Annotated in this window: 14 protein-coding genes; 4 read left to right on the top strand and 10 right to left on the bottom strand. The window is 59.6% G+C overall.

Translation table 11 applies throughout. The features are described from left to right. Positions 1 to 42 precede the first annotated feature (42 nt). The 7 genes from AC1Q9F_RS26590 to AC1Q9F_RS26560 all read right to left on the bottom strand — a co-directional run bounded on the left by AC1Q9F_RS26590 (position 43) and on the right by AC1Q9F_RS26560 (position 8402). Positions 43 to 3687 carry a transporter substrate-binding domain-containing protein gene (locus AC1Q9F_RS26590; protein WP_492621273.1) on the bottom strand — a complete coding sequence of 1215 codons (3645 nt, stop codon included), beginning with the start codon at positions 3685 to 3687 and terminating at the stop codon, positions 43 to 45. Positions 3688 to 3695: 8 nt separating this feature from the next. Next, complete coding sequence (locus AC1Q9F_RS26585) at positions 3696 to 4322, bottom strand: response regulator transcription factor (protein ID WP_011335284.1); 627 nt, start codon at positions 4320 to 4322, stop codon at positions 3696 to 3698. 358 nt (positions 4323 to 4680) lie between these two features. Then, a complete protein-coding gene (locus AC1Q9F_RS26580; RefSeq protein WP_207983552.1) occupies positions 4681 to 6009 on the bottom strand; it encodes a deoxyguanosinetriphosphate triphosphohydrolase in 1329 nt (442 codons plus the stop codon). A 68-nt stretch (positions 6010 to 6077) separates the two neighbouring features. After that, the gene (locus AC1Q9F_RS26575) at positions 6078 to 7241 is read right to left on the bottom strand and encodes an EAL domain-containing protein (RefSeq protein WP_207983551.1); all 1164 of its coding nucleotides are present in this window, start codon (positions 7239 to 7241) and stop codon (positions 6078 to 6080) included. Positions 7242 to 7363: 122 nt separating this feature from the next. Next, positions 7364 to 7702, bottom strand: a complete 339-nt coding sequence (locus tag AC1Q9F_RS26570) for a hypothetical protein (protein ID WP_207983550.1) — start codon at positions 7700 to 7702, stop codon at positions 7364 to 7366. Further along, positions 7699 to 8085 (bottom strand): phage holin family protein, encoded by a 387-nt coding sequence (locus AC1Q9F_RS26565; protein WP_007955728.1) that lies wholly within the window; start codon positions 8083 to 8085, stop codon positions 7699 to 7701. The genes AC1Q9F_RS26570 and AC1Q9F_RS26565 overlap by 4 nt, the downstream gene beginning before the upstream one ends. A gap of 2 nt (positions 8086 to 8087) precedes the next feature. Further along, positions 8088 to 8402, bottom strand: coding sequence for an ElaB/YgaM/YqjD family protein (locus tag AC1Q9F_RS26560; protein ID WP_007955729.1), 315 nt, complete (start codon positions 8400 to 8402; stop codon positions 8088 to 8090). A gap of 318 nt (positions 8403 to 8720) precedes the next feature. Here AC1Q9F_RS26560 and AC1Q9F_RS26555 point away from each other — a divergent pair, with 318 nt between their 5' ends. Next, on the top strand, positions 8721 to 9929 hold the full coding sequence (locus AC1Q9F_RS26555; protein WP_207983549.1) for an ammonium transporter: 1209 nt from the start codon (positions 8721 to 8723) through the stop codon (positions 9927 to 9929). On the opposite strand, the gene AC1Q9F_RS26550 is transcribed toward AC1Q9F_RS26555, so the two are convergent. Further along, complete coding sequence (locus AC1Q9F_RS26550; RefSeq protein ID WP_207983548.1) at positions 9926 to 11638, bottom strand: cation:proton antiporter; 1713 nt, start codon at positions 11636 to 11638, stop codon at positions 9926 to 9928. The two genes, AC1Q9F_RS26555 and AC1Q9F_RS26550, sit on opposite strands and share 4 nt — an antisense overlap. A 190-nt stretch (positions 11639 to 11828) precedes the next feature. On the opposite strand from AC1Q9F_RS26550, the gene AC1Q9F_RS26545 reads away from it, so the two are divergent. The 3 genes from AC1Q9F_RS26545 to AC1Q9F_RS26535 all read left to right on the top strand — a co-directional run bounded on the left by AC1Q9F_RS26545 (position 11829) and on the right by AC1Q9F_RS26535 (position 13510). Then, entirely contained in the window at positions 11829 to 12065 is a 237-nt protein-coding gene (locus AC1Q9F_RS26545) for a glutaredoxin family protein (protein ID WP_007955734.1), read from the top strand. A 165-nt stretch (positions 12066 to 12230) separates the two neighbouring features. Continuing rightward, the gene (locus AC1Q9F_RS26540) at positions 12231 to 12548 is read left to right on the top strand and encodes a hypothetical protein (protein ID WP_007955735.1); all 318 of its coding nucleotides are present in this window, start codon (positions 12231 to 12233) and stop codon (positions 12546 to 12548) included. Positions 12549 to 12616: 68 nt separating this feature from the next. Beyond that, on the top strand, positions 12617 to 13510 hold the full coding sequence (locus tag AC1Q9F_RS26535; protein ID WP_207983547.1) for a pseudouridine synthase: 894 nt from the start codon (positions 12617 to 12619) through the stop codon (positions 13508 to 13510). A gap of 83 nt (positions 13511 to 13593) precedes the next feature. Here AC1Q9F_RS26535 and AC1Q9F_RS26530 read toward each other — a convergent pair whose 3' ends face one another. Both AC1Q9F_RS26530 and mobA read right to left on the bottom strand, forming a co-directional pair. Beyond that, positions 13594 to 13815, bottom strand: coding sequence for a YgdI/YgdR family lipoprotein (locus AC1Q9F_RS26530; protein ID WP_007955739.1), 222 nt, complete (start codon positions 13813 to 13815; stop codon positions 13594 to 13596). 78 nt (positions 13816 to 13893) lie between these two features. Continuing rightward, positions 13894 to 14496, bottom strand: coding sequence for a molybdenum cofactor guanylyltransferase MobA (gene mobA / locus AC1Q9F_RS26525; RefSeq protein ID WP_492621274.1), 603 nt, complete (start codon positions 14494 to 14496; stop codon positions 13894 to 13896). Positions 14497 to 14518: the final 22 nt, after the last annotated feature.

Below are 14518 nucleotides of genomic sequence, written 5' to 3'. Positions count from 1 at the left end.
CTCTCCGTGTAGGTAAGCACACTGCTCAGCGTCCAAGCATAGTTAAGCCCCGATCACTTTGCTCTGAGCGATTCGGGCCAGTTGCTGTTCCAGTGCTTGCTCCAGCTCCAGGATGGCGAGGCGGCTGGCCTGGCAGCAACGCTCGATCTCATCCCCCGGCAGCGCTTGCAGGCATGCCTGCTCAAGCGCATCGCAACTGTCGATCAGGCGCGAGGCTTGGGCAATGCGCGCGGCGCCCTTGATCTTGTGTGCGATGACGGCCAGCGCAGGAGGATCCCGGGTGAGGGAGAGTGCCTGCAATTCCTGCCGGTCAAGGCGACTGCTGTTGAGCAGTTCTGCCAGCAGACGGTGAGTCTGGGAAGCGTTGCCGCCGGTCAGCAGCGTCAGCCCCTGCAGATTGAACACCGGCGCACGGAACAACGGCTGAACACTGTCGACCCATTGACTCAGGCTGTTCAGACTCAGTGGCTTGAACAGGCAGTCGTTCATGCCTGCCTGTTTGCAGCGCAGGATTTCTTCCGGCTGGGCATTGGCGGTGAACCCGAGCACCGTGCACGCCGGGCGACAGATGAGTTTTTCGTGCTGACGAATGGCCCGGGTCAGCTCGTAACCGTTCATGACGGGCATGTTGCAATCGGCGATGACCAGATCGAATTCGCCGTTCTTCCATTGTTCCAGCCCGCGCAGGCCATCTTCGGCGATAGAGAATCGATGGCCGAGGTATTCCAGCTGCTGGCACATCAGCAGCCGATTGGCCGGATGGTCATCGACCACCAGAACTGTCAGCGGGGTAAGAGACACCTGAACTTGTGGCTCGTCTTCAGTTCTTGTCACTTGCGCAGGCAAGATGGCCAGCGGCAGCAACAGACTGACCTGGGTGCCGATTCCGGCCAGGCTGCTCAACCGCAGTTTTCCACCCATCATCTCGCACAGGTTGCGGCTGATGACCAGTCCAAGGCCTGCGCCGCTGACGGTTCTATGTCCGCCGTTGTCTGCCTGGGCAAAAGGTTCGAACAGCCGCAACTGATCCTGCGTCGAGATCCCGATGCCGCTGTCCTGTACGGTCAACTGCACCATCGAGCGATCGGGATCATCGGTGGGTAGAACATCCAGCGTGATTCTGATGTGTCCTGCATCGGTGAACTTGATGGCATTGCTGATCAGGTTCGACAGCACCTGCTTGAAGCGCAGAGGATCGAGGTGCACATCGACATTCAATTCAGGGGGAGAGAGGGTCACTGTCAGTGACAGCTGTTTCTGCCGGGCGAGACCTTCGAAGATTCTGACCACAGAGCCCACGGTATCGATCAGGTTGATGCGCTCGGGGTTCAGGCTCAATCGTCCGGATTCGATGCGTGCAATGTCCAGAATATCGCCGATCAGACCCAACAGATCCTTGGCGGAATGGTAGGCCGTTTCGATTCCGGAGCGATCCGGGTGAGCCTGATCCATGCGCTTGAGTGTCAATTCGAGCATGCCGATCACTGCGTTCATCGGGGTGCGGATCTCGTGGCTCATGGTCGCCAGAAACGTACTTTTGGCCCGGTTTGCATCGTCCGCCCGCTCCTTGGCCGAGCGCAGTTCGTCGAGCAGCTCGCGACGCTCACTGATGTCGATCCAGCCGCCGATGATCCCCCGCACTTCACCACTGGAGTCCCGGTACGGCAGGATCCAGTGATAGATCGTCAGGCGCCGGTTGCCGATCTGCAGCGGCCGGTCGAGCACCAGCGGTCTGCCCTCGGCCACCACCCGCTGATAGTCGGCCTGATAGGTCTGGGCCTCGAAAGCATTGTTCAATGCACCCTGCATCACGCTTTTGCCAATGACGTCTTCACGCCGGGCATTGAACGCCTGGAGATAGCTGTCATTGCAGCTTTGCAGAAGACCCTGTCGGTCACGTACGTAGATCGGGTGGGGCGTGCCGTTGACCAGTGAACCCATGAATTCCAGCTGGTCGTTCAAGGCCCGTTCGGCCGCCTTGCGCTGTTTGATCTGGCGACGCATGTAGGCGTTCCAGAACAGCGACAGCAGCAACAGCAGGCAGGCGCCGCCGATCACCTGATAGAAAAAGCGTTGGTATTGACGCCAGGTACCTTGCGAAACGCTCGAGTAACCCCGCCAGCGCCCATTGATGATGCCCAGTTCTTCGGGGGTGATGCTCATCAGTGTCTTGTCGATGATCGAGCCCAGTTCCGTGTTGTCCCGGGCGGTTGCCAGCGAGAAAGCCGCCTGACGCGTGCCGATGGTGGTGGTGATCTGCAGTGGCTGTTCGAAAATGCGTGATGTGATGAAGTAGTTGGCGATGACCAGCGAGTTCACCGCGCCCTCGACCTGACCTTCGTCGAGCAACGCCACGGCGCTGAAGGTGTCCGGCGTTTCGATCAGCTGGATACGTGGAAATTCGGCGCGCAGGTATTCGATCATCGGATTGCCTTGGGCGATCGCCAGTCGTTTGCGTTTGAGCTGGCCCAGATGTGTCGGGCTGTCGGCCGCTTTTCGGGTCAACAGCACGTAGGAGTTTTCCAGGTAAGGACGGCTGAAGGTGAGTTTTTCTTCGCGTTGTATGGTGGGCAGCAGGGCGGCGATCAGGTCGGCCTGGTGGTTTTCAACCTGCCTGATCATCTCGACATCGCTGCGGCTGCGGCGGATGTCGAAACGCAGACCGGTGCGTAAACGGATGAGTTCGAGCAGGTCCGCACTGATGCCGCGAAAATTGCCATCACTGTCGAAGAACGTCAGCGGTGCGAAGGCCTCGTTGACGACCACGCTCACCACCGGATTCCTTTTCAGCCATTGTTCTTCACGCTTGGTCAGTTGCAGCTTCTGGTCGGTGAGCAATGTGTCGCTGCCGACGCTCCAGCGTTTGGCGATGTTTTCGCGTTCGCTGCCCGGAACAGCCTTGAGCACGGTGTCGATGATGCCGGTCAACTGCGTGTTGTTGCGATGCACGGCGAAGCTGAAACCATGGGCCTCGTGCTTGCCGAAATTGGCCATGCGGATGTTGTTCAGGTAACCCTTGCTGATCATGTAATGGGTGGAGATGGTGTCGCCGAGAAATACGTCCGCCTGATCGAATGCGACCGCGTTGATTGCGTTCTGGTAGGACGGATAGGACGTGATGAGGGCTTTGGGATACATCGCCTTGACCTCATCCAGCGGCAGATAGTGATAGAGCATGCTCAGCCGCAGACCGGCCAGGCCTTCGGTCAGCGAGCGGGTTTCGCCTTCGCGTGTCACCAGCACCGGTTGATCGACCGCATAGGGGCGTGACAGAACGATGTCGGGGTTTTCCGCTTCGAACCCGTTGGATGTACCGAGCATGTCGATGCTGCCGTCGATCAATGCCCGAATCGCGGCTTCTCGCGAAGCGAAGCGCCTGACCTTGACCGGTAAACCTGTGGCCTGGCCCACCAGCCCGGCGTAGTCCGCCGTGAATCCCTCAAGGTCGTGCCCGCTGGTGGTCATGTCGAAGGGCGGATAGTCGGGAGCAGAAGCTCCCAGAATCAACTCATTGCGAGTGTGCAGCCACGCCGCTTGTGATGGCTCGAACAAGACCGGTAGCGATCGATCGGTCGAGCGCGCGAGTAGAGCAAAGTCCTGAAAAACAGGCGATGCAACCGTGACAGGCGCGCTGAGACTCAGGCATGCACTCAATGCAATCAGAAAACTCTTTAAGCAACTGGGCATGTTGGCTCTCACACGAGTGCGTTACGTTTGGCCATTTCGATAAGTTCTACAAGGGACTTGGCTTTGAGTTTTTGCATCAGGCGTTTTTTGTAAGTGCTGACGGTCTTGTTGCTGAGAAACATGCCTTTGGCAATTTCCTTGTTAGTTCGGCCTTGGGCAAATAATTGCAGTACCATCAATTCCCGATCATTGACGGATTTGAAAAGTTCAAGTTCTGCATAGCGCACATCATCGTGACGAACCGGATTCAAAGCCTGGCTGGGGAAATAGTTGTAACCGGACAGTACGGCTTTTATTGCACTGACCAGTTCACTCAGATCTTCCTGTTTGCACACATAACCCGATGCACCTGACTGCATACAACGAATACCGAACAGGGTCGGGCATTGCGCAGTCAATACCAGTGTCTTGAATGGCGAGCTCATGGCGTTGAAGCGGGCCAGCACTTCCAGGCCATCAAGCTTGGGAATGCTGATGTCGAGAATGATCAGGTCGGGCATGCATTCGCGAACCATCTGCATGGCATCGACACCGTTATCGGTTTCTCCGACGACTTTATAACCCTCATGTTCCAGCAACATTCGAACGGCAAGGCGGATGACCGGGTGATCGTCGACAATAAAAACGGAGTTCATAATCAAATCCCATACGAGCGCAAATAAAGGGCGAACCTTAGCTCAGATGAATGAACACTCGCATGAACTGACAGGGCGTCAGCGGCAATCTAGGAGAAGTCCTACAAACAAACGAGAATCAGACTACGTGTTAACTAGGTTTGACGTAGGTAGAGGCGTGAGATGTTCAAGGGTTGTTATAGATTAAGTTTGCAGGTGCACATAAAAAGTTTATGCGGTCAAGGCTGCAATGATTGTCGTTGTTGGTTACCGATTTGTTTTTGCCCTTCTCAAGCCTGTACAAACGGAAGGGTTTGTCTTTTCACCGTTACTGCGTCAGACCCGACCGATCCATTGCAGATCGGTCGGGCGGCAGGCGTCAATGACTGGAACGTCCGGTCATTTCCAGCGCCATGTCACTGGCGTAGCTGTCGGTCATGCCGGCTATGAAGTCGATCATGCGCAGGAACGATGCGTGCAGTGGGCCGTGCGGATCCGGCGCGTTGTTGCCTAGCAGATCGAGAATCCGGCGGCTCTTGAACGACGGCGTGCGGCCGTTGTGCTGTTCCAGGGCAGCACCGCAGAAGGCGTTGAGCAGAATCTCCAGGGTCGTGTAGGCGCCGATCTCGTGCAGGGTCTTGCGCTTGTCCTGGAAGATTTTCTTGCGGGCGATGTCCTTGGCGTTCAACACGCAACGCTTGGCCGGGCCGTGCATGTGCTCCACGAGATCCCCGTGTAGCGTACCGGCCAGCAGCGCATCTTGTTGCTCGACGAAGGCCCGGGCGGCGGCGTTGGTCAGGTGCTCGATGGCCTTGCCGCGCAGGATCGCCAGTTTGCGCCGACGCGAATCCTGCGGGCCGAGCTGGCGATAGGTTTCCGGCAGGTCATCACCGACCAGACCGAGCAGCAGCGACTCGACTTCGGCGTACTCCAGCAACTCCATTTCCAGGCCATCCTCCAGATCGATCAAGGCGTAACAGATGTCGTCCGCCGCCTCCATCAGATACACCAGCGGATGGCGCGCCCAGCGCTGTTCTTCGAGCTGCGGCAGACCCAGCTTGTGAGCGATCTGTTCGAGCAACGGCAGTTCGCTCTGGTAGCAACCGAACTTGTGCTTTTTGTAGCCGAGGGAGTCGGCGTGACGGGCGGTCCACGGGTACTTCAGGTAAGTGCCGAGGGTGGCGTAGGTCAGCCGGGTGCCGCCGTCGAACTGGTGATACTCCAGTTGCGTGAGCACCCGGAAACCCTGGGCATTGCCTTCGAAGTTCAGGAAGTCGCCGCGTTCGGCGTCGCTCATCGCGTCCAGCCAGCCGCGCCCGGCAGCCTGCTGGAACCAATGACGGATCGCGTCTTCGCCGGAGTGGCCGAACGGCGGATTGCCGATATCGTGCGCCAGGCAGGCCGATTGAACCACCATGCCCAGATCGCTCGGCTCGCACCATTCGGGCAGAGCGCGGCGCAGGGTTTCGCCGACACGCATGCCCAGCGAGCGACCGACGCAACTGACTTCCAGCGAGTGGGTCAGGCGTGTGTGAATGTGGTCGTTGCTCGACACCGGATGCACCTGGGTCTTGCGCCCCAGGCGGCGGAAGGCGCCGGAGAAGATGATGCGGTCATGGTCTTTATGGAACGGGCTACGGCCAAGTTCCTGCGGGCTGTGCAGCGGTTTGCCGAGACGTTCGCGGTTGAGCAGGGTATGCCAATCCAAGGCTGATTCTCTCCGTCTGGTGACTGATTCCCTAGCTTCCCGGTTCAGGCTGGCATCTGCAAGCGCAACTACAAGCCCGCCGCATCGATGTCGATCAACAGCAGGCGCTCGCCGTTATCGAAAAACTGTCCGGCGGTCAGGCAATACTGGTTGCTGGTGGCGTCGCGATAGGTATTGGAAAGGGTCAGGCGCCGTTCCTCCCAGCCTTCGGCCAGCAGGTGATAGAAGTACGGACGCCACGACCAGTTGTGGCCCAGGTAGCGGTTGTCGGCCACCCAGCCGCTTTGTCGCCATTCCAGGTTCGGCGTCAGCTGAGTGCCGTGACGGTCGCATTGGTAAAAGCGCAGCAGCCACGGGAAGGCGTCGAGCTGTGGCAGAGCGCTGAGTGGAGCGCGGGCCTGGGCCCAGGTTTGCAGGATGGTCATGAGTTCGCTGAGCTGCTGGCGCATAAACATCAGCTTGCTGCGTTCGGCCAGTTTCTGACGTACGTAGGATTGGCGCAGCTCGGCAAAACGCTCGACGAAGTCATCCGTACCGAAAAGCGCCTCCTGTGCGCGGGCGAACAGAAAACCCTGCACGTAACGCGATCCACATTCCAGCGCGAAATTCAGTTGCGCCGCGGTTTCCACGCCTTCGGCAATGATCCAGCAGCCGGTCTTTTCGGCCATTTGCGCGAGGGCCTTGACCACGTCACTGCTCGGCCCGCCCAGTGCGGCGGCCTGGAACAGGCGCATATCGAGTTTGAGAATGTCCGGTTGCAGGGCCAGCACGCGATCAAGCTGCGAATAACCGGCGCCGAAATCGTCGATGGCGATCCGGGCGCCGGCATCGCGATAGCGCGCCACGACTTCGGTCAGGCGCTGGCTGTTACCGCCAAGCTCGGTGATTTCGAAAACAATCCGTTGCGGGTCGATGCCATGCCGGGCGAGTTGTTTCAGGCTCGGCAGTGCCTGGTCGGCACGTAATCGACTGATCCAGCGCGGTGACATGTTCAGGCTGAGAAACCAGTCCGGCGGTGCTTCGTGCAGTCGACTTAGCGCGTTGTCGCGAATCTGCCGGTCCATTCGGCGCAGCGCGATGGCCGGGGTGCGCGGATCGGCGAACAACGGTCCGACCGACGCCAGTTGGCCATCGGCCTGGCGCAGACGGCCCAGTGCCTCGACCCCTGCAATGCGTCCGGTGGCGGTATCGATGAAAGGTTGAAAGCAGGCGAGCGGTTGCCCGTCGATCACGGGGCCTCCTTGTCGTTTTTGTTCTGGCGAATTCTGCCGGCCGGATAGGCAAGCGGGATTGAACCTCCGGATAAGAGATTCAATCCCGCCGGTATTGCAAGAATGCAGCCAGATGCGAGGGATCAGCGCTTGCTCGAACTCTGCATGACCAGCTTGATCAGCGGAGCAAGGCTGGTGCCCAGGCGGATCAGTCGGGTCACGCCGCCGACGCCACCGCTCTTGGCCCCTTTACCTGTGATGAAACCCAGCAGTGTCACGGCGGCTACGCCCCACAACGGCGCGTGCTTGATGCCGAAACCGCCCTGCAGGTTTTGCGTCATGCCACGCATGCGTTGCAGAGGTTGCAGGACCTGGCCGGTTTCGTGGCGGATTTCCTGACGATGCATTTCCATGCGCAGACGGATCAGTGCCTTGCGCATTTCCCGGCGTGAGCTGTTGTGCGGAAGTTCAGGCAGGCTCATGGCAGCAGGCGCTCCCGGTCATTGGCCAGTTCTTCCAGCGTGCCGTGGAAGGGCGAGGATTCATCGAAGATCGCGGCCTTGAGACGCAGCGCGCAAAAGATTGCCGCCAGGGTGTAGAACACGCACAGCCCAATGATTGCGGCGAGGCGATAGGTGTCCCAGAACACGATCAGTACGAGGGTCGACAGGCCGACCAGCAACAGCAGCGCAAACACCAGCGCCAGGCCGGCGAACAGCAACAGGCTGACGGTGCGTGCTTTTTGTTCCTGCAGTTCGATGCCGAACAGTTCGACGTGGCTGTGCAGCAAACCGAGAACGGCAGCACCCAGACGACGCGTGGAGGAGGCGGTGCCCGAGTCCGGGCCGGATTCACCGATCGACATGATCAGCGCCGCGTGGCCAGCAGGCCGATCAGAAAGCCGACGCCGGCGGCGATACCCACCGATTGCCACGGGTTGGCCGATACATATTCCTCGGTGGCGGTGACCGCAGCCTGACCGCGCTCGCGCAGGGTGTCCTCGGTCAGCTTCAGGGTTTCCCGTGCGCGCAGCAGGCTTTCGTGGATCTGTTCGCGCAGCTCGTCAGCCTGATCACCGGCCAGCGTGGCGGTGTGTTCCAGCAAGCGTTCAGTGTCGCTGACCAGAGTCTGGAAGTCGTTCATCAGGATTTCTTGAGCAGTCTTTGCCTTGATGCTGGCCATGGGGGATCTCCGTAAGTGGCGTTCTGAAGCGGTGTTCTGAAGCGTTCGAGTATGAGCCAAGTGTGAAGGTTCAGTGCAAATGGCTGGTACAACTTTTGCTGTGTCGTGGTGCGTCGATCGGTGGCAGTGCGCTGTTGCCGGGCGCGAAACCGGGCAAAGCAAGGCCCGGATGATGAGGGTTCATGTCAGCCCATCGACCTTGTGCGCCAAAGCGGTTCACCGGACCACCGGATCAGTGACCGCACAGTCGCAACTTGGTGCATGAAATGTGCGCATGAACCGCTTTGGTGCCTTTTTCAGCCTTGGGTCTGCCTCCTCATGGAAAATCTGCAAAGCGCTGTGGACACGCTGGTTCACAGTTCCAACACGTTGTTCATTCTGATCGGTGCGGTCATGGTGCTGGCCATGCACGCCGGGTTCGCGTTTCTGGAGGTCGGAACGGTTCGCCAGAAAAACCAGGTCAATGCGCTGTCGAAGATTCTCAGCGACTTTGCGGTGTCGACACTGGCCTATTTCTTTATAGGCTACTGGCTTTCGTATGGAGTGACCTTCCTGCAACCGGCGGCGGTGCTCAGTGCCGATCATGGTTATGGACTGGTGAAGTTTTTCTTCCTGCTGACCTTTGCGGCGGCGATCCCGGCGATCATCTCCGGCGGCATCGCCGAGCGGGCGCGGTTTGTGCCGCAACTGTGCGCCACGGCGCTGATCGTGGCGTTCATCTACCCGTTTTTCGAAGGCATGATCTGGAACGGCAACTACGGTCTGCAAGCCTGGCTGACGGCACAGTTCGGTGCCCCTTTCCATGACTTTGCCGGTTCGGTGGTAGTGCATGCCATGGGCGGCTGGCTGGCGCTGGCGGCGGTGTTGCTGCTCGGGCCGCGCAATGGGCGCTATCGCGATGGCAAGCTGGTGGCGTTCGCGCCGTCGAGCATTCCTTTTCTTGCGTTGGGTTCGTGGATCCTGATCGTCGGCTGGTTTGGCTTCAACGTAATGAGCGCGCAAACCCTGCAAGGGGTCAGCGGACTGGTCGCAGTCAACTCGCTGATGGCGATGGTTGGCGGCACGGTGGCGGCGTTGATTGTCGGGCGCAACGACCCGGGCTTTCTGCACAACGGTCCTTTGGCCGGACTGGTGGCGGTGTGTGCCGGTTCCGACCTGATGCATCCGGTCGGCGCGCTGGTGACCGGCGCGATTGCCGGAGCCCTGTTTGTCTGGTGCTTCACGGCGGCGCAGGTCAAATGGCGCATCGACGACGTGCTGGGTGTCTGGCCGTTGCACGGTCTGTGTGGCGTGTGGGGCGGCATTGCCTGCGGGATCTTCGGCTCGACCGCGTTGGGCGGACTCGGTGGCGTCAGCCTGATCAGCCAGTTGATCGGCACCGCCCTCGGTGTGGCGGTGGCGCTGATCGGCGGTTTCGCTGTGTATGGATCGATCAAGGCGCTGCATGGTCTGCGCCTGAGCCAGGAACAGGAGTACTACGGCGCTGACCTGTCGCTGCACAAGATCGGCGCGGTGAGCCAGGACTAGGTCTCCTCATCGTCGGCTCCGGGGTAAAAGCCGTGAAGCAGGCGATAACGATCGATGCGCACCTGATCGACTTTCTCCTGCACCCGGTGCGCAGGAAACCCCAGCAGGATCAGGGCATGGGAGCCGAGCATCAGGCTCGACTCCAGCAGTTCCGGTACCACTTCGCTGGCGCCGGCTGCCTTCAGCTCGGCCGACTGGCTGTCGTCCCGGGTGCGCACCAGGATCGGCACCGTCGGATTGAGGCGTCGGGCCTCCTTGAGAACCCGCAAGGCTACATCGGCTTGATCCACGGCAATCACCAGCAGCCTGGCGCGCAGCAAACCGACGGCGGTCAGCAGATCGCCACGGGTTGAATCGCCGTAATGGACGTCGCGTTCGGCGGTGGCGGCTTCCTGAATCCGCACCGGGTCGTTGTCCAGCGCGATGTAGGATTGCCCGGCATTGCGCATGAAGCGCCCGATCGACTGACCGACACGGCCGTAGCCACAGATCACCACATGCCCGTCGAGCCCGGCATTGAGGGCGCTGATTTCCTCGATCTGCGCTTCCTGATTGGGTTTGCGGTGCAGGGCGGCGGCGATGCGCGGTGCGGCGCGTAACAGCAGGGGTGTCAGCAGCATCGAGCAGAAGGTGGCGGCGAGCAACAGGGCGCCGAGCTCGGCGGGGAGCAACCGGCTCTGCTGCATCTGCGCCATCAGGGCGAAGCAGAATTCACCGCCCTGGGCGAGGGCGAGACCGCTGCGCCAGGCCGTTTCACTGTCGCTACCGCGCCATTTCACCAGCAGCGCCACCACCAGCCCTTTGATCACCAATAAACCCAGGGTCATGCCGATAATCAGCAGGCTGTGGCTGGCGAACAGCTGCAGGTCGATCAGCATGCCGATGCTGACGAAAAACAGTCCCAGCAGAATGTCTCGAAACGGCCGGATATCGGCCTCGATCTGATGCCGGTAATGGCTCTCGCCGAGCAGCATGCCCGCGAGGAAGGCGCCGAGGGCCGGAGACAGGCCCAGCAAATGAGTGAGCCAGGCTGTCAGCAACACGATCACCAGCGCCAGCAGCACGAACAACTCCGCCGAGCGGGACGCCGCGACTTCCTGGAACAGGCGGGGCAGCAGCCAGCGGCTGGCCAGCAACAAACCGAAGAACAGCAATACGGTCTTCAACAAGGTCAGGGGCAGCGCCCAGTACCAGGCCTGATCACTGCTGCCGGCGAACACCGGCACCAGCGTCAGCAGCAACACGGCCACCACGTCCTGAAACAACAGGACGCCTACCGCGTTCTGGCCGTGGCTGCTGAAGATTTCGCCGAGACTGCCCAGCTCTTTGGTCACAATCGCCGTGGATGAGAGCGACAGTCCGGCACCCAGCAGCAAGGCCGGTGTGACGGGCATGCCCAGCAACATCAGCACACCTCCCAGCAGGAATGTGGTGATCAGCACCTGCTGGCTGCCCAGACGGAAAACCACCTGGCGCAGGGCAATCATTTTTGACAGGGAGAATTCCAGCCCCAGGGAAAACAGCAGAAACACCACGCCCAATTCGGCAAGATCCGGCAGATGTTCGCTTTCATTGATCCAGTCGAATGCCTTCGGCCCGACCATCAAGCCCACGCACAAGTAGCCCAGCACAGGCGGCAGGCGCAGGCGACGGAACAGGGCAATCATCACCAGGGACGACGCCAGAATGATCAGCAGATTGGCAAACACAAGACACTCCGGGACAGGTCAGGCTCTTCAAGCGTAGAGGTAAAAAACACCGGAGCATCGCGTAAAAGGCGATTTTGTGGGCTGATTTACATCAGGGTTTTACGAGGCGCGGGTTCGAACCCGGTGGGTGGGTCGACGGGCTTTGCGGGCAGGCCTAGAATGATCACTCGATTTTTGGGGTTGAGCGCACATGCTTCCTGAATGCCAGTTGTTCGGCACCCTGGGGTGCCATTTGTGTGAAGTCGCGGAGGCCGAACTGATGCCGTTTGTCGAGCATGGTCTGCTGGTGGAACTGGTGGATATTGCTGACGACGAATCGTGGTTCGAGGCCTACAGCCTGCGGATCCCTGTCCTGCGCAGAGTCGATACCGGCGCGGAACTGGGGTGGCCCTTCAGCGCCGATCAGGTGGTGGCATTCCTGCGTTAGCGGTCTTTTCCCTTCTGCGTTGATGGCGCTCGTCACCTTCGCTCAATCACGGCTTGGCACTTTTCGGGTTATTCGGTTACTGTATGCGCATACAGTAATTGGGTTGGCCTGCCATGCCGTTTCCGGGCATTCGTCAGGGCAAGCCGGATGTCAGAGGGAGCCACCGTGGTCAATGTCGAACAGTTGAAAAGCAGCGTGAACGGGATGTCGGTTGACGTGGTGCGCGAGGCCGTCCACGAATTGCGCCTGGACGGTCTGGTCACGGAAGGCAAGACCCCCTTCAACAAGCTGCATTTCAATACGTGCTTTGCCGAGATCGAGGCCTTGTTCCAGCGCGCCGGCTATCACAAGCAACTGGATGTGGTCGGTTATCAGGGATTGTTGTACGCCTTGTACGATCCGGGCCGTTGGGACGCCGTGGATGTGTTGCGCTGGCTCAAGGAGTTCACCGAGGCGGCGGCGCTCAAATCGATCCCCGCCTGATTCCGCGCTAGGTCTGCTGCGCCCGGTGTTGGATAATGCCGCTCTGCTTTGAAGGTTAGAGTTTCCGTATGTCCAGCACATCAACGTTTTCCGCCGCACAGAATCAGGCCAGCACGCTGTATCTGCCCCCCGGTAGCTGGCGGACAGTGCTCGACTGCCTGTGTGAGCATTTCAGTGCCATCGGGCGCGATCAATGGCTGGATCGAATCGCCCGGGGCCGCGTGCTGGATGGCCAGGGTCAGCCGATTGCGCTGGACTTACCCTACAAGGAAGGGCTGCGCATTCACTATTTTCGTGAAGTGCCGGATGAAAAGCCGATCCCTGTGGTCGAGTCGATCCTGTATGCGGACGAGCATCTGGTGGTGGCGGACAAGCCGCATTTCCTTCCGGTGACCCCGGCAGGCGAGTACGTCGAACAGACGCTGCTTCGCCGATTGATCCGGCGCCTGGACAATCCCCATCTGGTGCCGTTGCACCGGATTGACCGGCACACGGCCGGGCTGGTGATTTTCTCTGCCAATCCACAGACTCGGTCGGCGTATCAGTCGCTGTTCCCGACACGGCAAATCGAAAAACGCTATGAAGCCATTGCTGCCGCGCTGCCCGGGCTGGACTTTCCGTTGGTGCACAAGAGTCGCATGATCGACGGTGAACCCTTTTTTCGCATGCAGGAAGGTCCGGGTGTAAGCAACACCGAAACGGCGGTTGAGGTTCGTGAAAAGAACGGCGAACTCTGGCGCTACGGCTTGTATCCGGTGACCGGCAAGAAGCATCAGCTGCGGGTACACATGACGGCGCTGGGGGCGAGCATCTGCAATGATCCGTTCTACCCTGAAGTGCTCAAAGACGTTGAGGATGATTACGCCAATCCGCTCAAGCTGCTGGCGCAGGGGTTGCGATTCATCGATCCGGTCACAGGGCAGGTGCGCGAATTTGAAAGCCGGATCACGCTGGACTGGTGATCCCGTGTATCGACCCTTTTCTGTCAGACACGAAAAAGCCCGCATATTGCGGGCTTTTCTGTATCCGCTGTCGAACTGAAGACTTACAGCTCTTTGACAGTGCGGATCTGATCCTTGTTGATACGGGTGTGTTTGCCGTCCAGTTGTTCGAACTCGTAGAAGCCCGAATCTTCATCATACTTGGGGGCGTCGACAGCCTGGATTTCGCGACCGTCATTCAAGGTGATCACTGTTGGCGAAGCGCAACCGGCGAGGGTGGCAAGGCCCAGTGCGAGCATGAAAGTGGCGAGGGTCCGTTGAGTCATGAGTGTGTCTCCGAAGGGGAATTCTTTTGGTTACTGAGCTTGAGACGTATACAAGGCGTGCAAGTTCCTTGAATGCTGTCAGTCTGACACAGTGTTGTGCGAACTCAACAGTTCAGGGGTGTTGAGATTGGCCAGACGTGGATCGTTGTCAGGGCAAACCAGGGCCTGGGCATCAAGGTTGCGCATCACCCGGCCGGGGCTGCGTTCTCCTGCGCTCCAGGCGTTTTCGAATGCCGGCAGGAGTGCCACCGGGATCACGCAAAGCAGCGGTTCCCAGTGATCGTCATGACGCAACATTAAAGGTTTTTCAGAATTCAGACCGGCCGCCTCACGCATGCTGTGCAGCAATGCAAGATCGATGCGCGGAACATCACAGGGCAATACCACCAGATGGGTGTGGCGCGCGGCTTTCAAGCCGGCACGAATACCAGCCAACGGGCCGGGAAAATCCTCCTCGTCATCGCTCACCAATTGGTCGGCGAACGGCGCATAGCGTTCACGATTGCGGTTGCAGGAGATGATCAAATCATCCGTCAACGGCCGAACCTTGCGATGCAGATGTGCGATCAGTGGTTCACCGTGCCATTCCACAAGTCCCTTGTCCTGGCCGCCCATCCGCTGGCCGCGTCCACCGGCCAGCAACAGAATGGAGCAGGGTGGTAATGGCGTGTTCGAAGTCATGGCAGCTCTCCGCAGGGGCGGC

Source organism: Pseudomonas sp. GW823-FHT04A03 (assembly GCF_058796615.1).
This window is presented reverse-complemented; position numbering and strand designations above follow the sequence as displayed.

Coding starts and splice junctions, on each gene's coding strand:
- AC1Q9F_RS26555 (WP_207983549.1), top strand. CDS start 8,721: ATGGAAAATCTGCAAAGCGCTGTGGACACGCTGGTTCACAGTTCCAAC.
- mobA (WP_492621274.1), bottom strand. CDS start 14,496: ATGACTTCGAACACGCCATTACCACCCTGCTCCATTCTGTTGCTGGCC.
- AC1Q9F_RS26585 (WP_011335284.1), bottom strand. CDS start 4,322: ATGAACTCCGTTTTTATTGTCGACGATCACCCGGTCATCCGCCTTGCC.
- AC1Q9F_RS26530 (WP_007955739.1), bottom strand. CDS start 13,815: ATGACTCAACGGACCCTCGCCACTTTCATGCTCGCACTGGGCCTTGCC.
- AC1Q9F_RS26535 (WP_207983547.1), top strand. CDS start 12,617: ATGTCCAGCACATCAACGTTTTCCGCCGCACAGAATCAGGCCAGCACG.
- AC1Q9F_RS26545 (WP_007955734.1), top strand. CDS start 11,829: ATGCTTCCTGAATGCCAGTTGTTCGGCACCCTGGGGTGCCATTTGTGT.
- AC1Q9F_RS26560 (WP_007955729.1), bottom strand. CDS start 8,402: ATGGCCAGCATCAAGGCAAAGACTGCTCAAGAAATCCTGATGAACGAC.
- AC1Q9F_RS26570 (WP_207983550.1), bottom strand. CDS start 7,702: ATGAGCCTGCCTGAACTTCCGCACAACAGCTCACGCCGGGAAATGCGC.
- AC1Q9F_RS26565 (WP_007955728.1), bottom strand. CDS start 8,085: ATGTCGATCGGTGAATCCGGCCCGGACTCGGGCACCGCCTCCTCCACG.
- AC1Q9F_RS26590 (WP_492621273.1), bottom strand. CDS start 3,687: ATGCCCAGTTGCTTAAAGAGTTTTCTGATTGCATTGAGTGCATGCCTG.